The organism is Microvirga sp. HS2, from assembly GCF_055792805.1.
Genome location: NZ_JBVVAJ010000080.1, coordinates 1 through 2988, shown reverse-complemented (window position 1 = coordinate 2988; position 2988 = coordinate 1). Strand labels below are relative to the sequence as shown.

General features: G+C 60.3%; 3 protein-coding genes. All 3 read left to right on the top strand.

From position 1 onward, the window contains the following. The coding region (locus ACS5Q0_RS27335; protein WP_473129764.1) for a phosphate acyltransferase at positions 1-202 on the top strand (202 nt) is incomplete at its 5' end. 122 nt (positions 203-324) lie between these two features. Then, positions 325-1437 carry an AraC family transcriptional regulator gene (locus ACS5Q0_RS27330; protein ID WP_473129763.1) on the top strand — a complete coding sequence of 371 codons (1113 nt, stop codon included), beginning with the start codon at positions 325-327 and terminating at the stop codon, positions 1435-1437. 760 nt (positions 1438-2197) lie between these two features. Next, positions 2198-2818 (top strand): class I SAM-dependent methyltransferase, encoded by a 621-nt coding sequence (locus ACS5Q0_RS27325; RefSeq protein WP_473129762.1) that lies wholly within the window; start codon positions 2198-2200, stop codon positions 2816-2818. Positions 2819-2988: the final 170 nt, after the last annotated feature.

The window sequence follows — 2988 nt, the reverse complement described above, 5'->3', positions numbered from 1 at the left end:
GATCGGCGGCGCGACCGCGATCGGGCCCATTCTGCAGGGGCTGGCCAAGCCCGCCAACGATCTCTCCCGCGGCTGCAGCCCCGACGACGTCTTCCACATGATCGCCATCACAACTATCCAGGCAAACCAGACGAAGGAAAAAAGGGAAATCTTCGGCGACTGCCGCGCTCAGGTGAAGCAGGAGGCCATGGGAGCCGTATGAGCCGGGATATCCCGGCTGTTGCAATTTGTCACGAACGAGCACCTAACCGGGACACGGACGGGGAATGGCTGTGACAATTGCCTCGTTTGATGGAGAGGCTGACAACTCAGGTGGAGCCTCCCATGGTTGCTTCTCAAGCCGCTTCCTTGTCCGACCAGATCCTTCGAACGAAGCCCAGGCCGTTGCTCCAAACGGGAGGAGTTCATCTGGCCGTCTTTCGGGAGATCGCTCCAACTCTGAACGAGCTCGGGATCGGCACAGAGCCATTGTTCCGCCAAGCAGGCATTGATCCGCGCCTATTCGAACATACAACGCACGAAATCACGCATGCTCACCTCGGTCGCCTTCTCGCCCGATGCATTATGCGCACGAATTGTCCTCATTTCGGACATCTGGTCGGCCAGCGCACCGCCATTCAGTCTCTCGGGCTGATCGGACGCCTCATGCAGCATTCCAGGACCGTTGGCGAAGCCCTTCGCGCCTTGGCGTCGTATACGAATGCCCATAGCCGGGGTGTCGTTGCCTCACTGGACATCGAAGGAGATGTGGCTCTGTTCAGCTATACTGTCTACGAATCCGGCGCAGAGAGCATAGACCAGGTCTCGGATGCGGCGATTGCGTGCGTTGTCAGCGTTCTGCGCGCCCTGTCTGGGCGCGAATGGGTCCCGGGCGAGGTCCTGCTGCCACGAAAGGCTCCTGTGAACCTTGACCCTTACCGGCGTCACTACCGGGCGCCAGTCCGGTTCGATCAGGAGATTGCCGCGATCGTGTTGCCGAGCCGCGATCTCGATGTACAGATCGCGGGCGCTGATCCATTCCTGCGAAATGTCCTTGAGGATGAGATCGAGTGTCAGACGATCGATAAGACATCGGAGTTGGCCGACAGTATCCGGCGCGTTCTGCGCACGAGGTTGACAAGCAATCATCGGTCAGCGAGCCGGGTTGCGAGCGCATTGACGATCAACCGGCGCACTCTCAGCCGACACCTGCGCAGTGAGTGCACCAGCTTCCGAGAGCTCACCAATGAGGTTCGGTTCGAGACGGCGCGTCAGCTTTTGAGCAATACTGAAATTCCTCTTGGCCAGATTGCTGCTGCGTTAGGGTACTCCGAGGCCAGCGTTTTTACGCGAGCGTTCAGACGATGGTCCGGCCAGACGCCGACAGCGTGGCGGGCCGGAAGTCGCACGGTGGCGCCTGTGCTGTCGTCCCCGCAATCCGGTGTTGCGATGCGCTGAGGAAAAGCAACGAGAGGGGACACATCCGTGAAACGAATGATGGTTGCGTTAGCTCTGATGGCGATTGGAGGCAGCAGCCAAGCGCAGCCGCGTCCTTCGACTATGGCGATGCCTTGCAGTGCCGGTCGCCAGTTGGTGATGTCACGAGGCGCGATCGTCTTGGGTACGGGCGGGTACACGTACGACCGCTTCGTTCGCGACGGGTCGTTCTGTGAGGTCGGGGAATACACACAGCCCGCGTTCGTCCCAAGCCTCGATGCGCCCAATTGTTTTGTCGGGTATCGTTGCAAAGCCGGCCCGAGGGATCTCTGGGGAGAGTGACTCCGGAGACGAAAAAAGCTGGTTCCGCTTGGGTTGAAACACCTCTTTTCCTGGATCGTCTGGCAATGGTGCGGTTCCGGACAATGCTGCCCATTCCATGACCACAGCGGCCTATCACTCTCCACAAGGATGCGATGTCCTAGGACCTCTATAGATCAACGTGCAAGCCCGCACCCCAACGCGCGATCTCGGCGTCACCCGCATCGCCGACCCGCGTGGTAAGCAGCGCTTGGCCCCGCTCCACGGCCTGCTCTGCCAGCCGCCAACGAGCAAATCCGCTCAGTCTATCTTGCGGGTGGAACCCGAGCGCAGCGTCAGGCGCTGTTTCAAGATGCACTCAATGCTCCGCCTCTCGTCACGGATCTTAATGTGGTAGTGATGAATGACAGCGAAGGTGAGGAGATCGCATTCCGCCTGACGTGCCTTGCAAGGAAATCTCATGAGCGATCAATCGGATCTGGATCGATGGAACAGCCGGTATGCCGGCAATGACTATCTGTTCGGCACGCGCCCGAACGTTTTCCTCGCGAGCCGACGCGATCTCCTATCCACTGGACAATGGGCTCTTGCCGTGGCCGACGGAGAGGGCCGCAATGGAATCTGGCTTGCCGAGCAGGGGCTGAGTGTCACAAGCGTCGATTTCTCTCCGGTCGCGCTCGAGAAGGCGCGCCGACTTGCGGCGATCCGAGGCGTCGACGTGACCTGCGTTCAGGCGGATCTGGCAACTTGGGAGTGGACGGAGAACAGTTTCGATCTGGTGGTTGCAATCTTCATCCAGTTTGCCGATCCGAAGCTGCGCGACGTCATCTTCCAGGGGATCCGCCGTACGCTCGTTCCCGGAGGATTGCTTCTCCTGCAGGGATACCGGCCTGAACAGCTCCAATACGGGACCGGTGGCCCACCCTATGCGGAGAACATGTACACGGCGGCCATGCTGCGAGAAGCCTTCTCCGGCTTTGAGATTCTCCACCTGCGGGAGCACGACGGGATGATCGAGGAGGGGACCGGACATCACGGCATGTCCGCCCTCGTAGATCTGGTGGCACGAAAGCCGGCTTGAGGAGGCCTTTGGAGAGGCTCAGTTCCCGACCGGCGATGAAAGCCGCTTCATTGAACGCTTTGGAGACGGTGATCGTGGGAAGCAGGTCACGGGGTTCCCTGGTGCCCGGCATCCGTGGACCGGTTGCGGGAGGCGGCCTCGATCTGAGGGCGCAGAGCATCGAGGTTGTA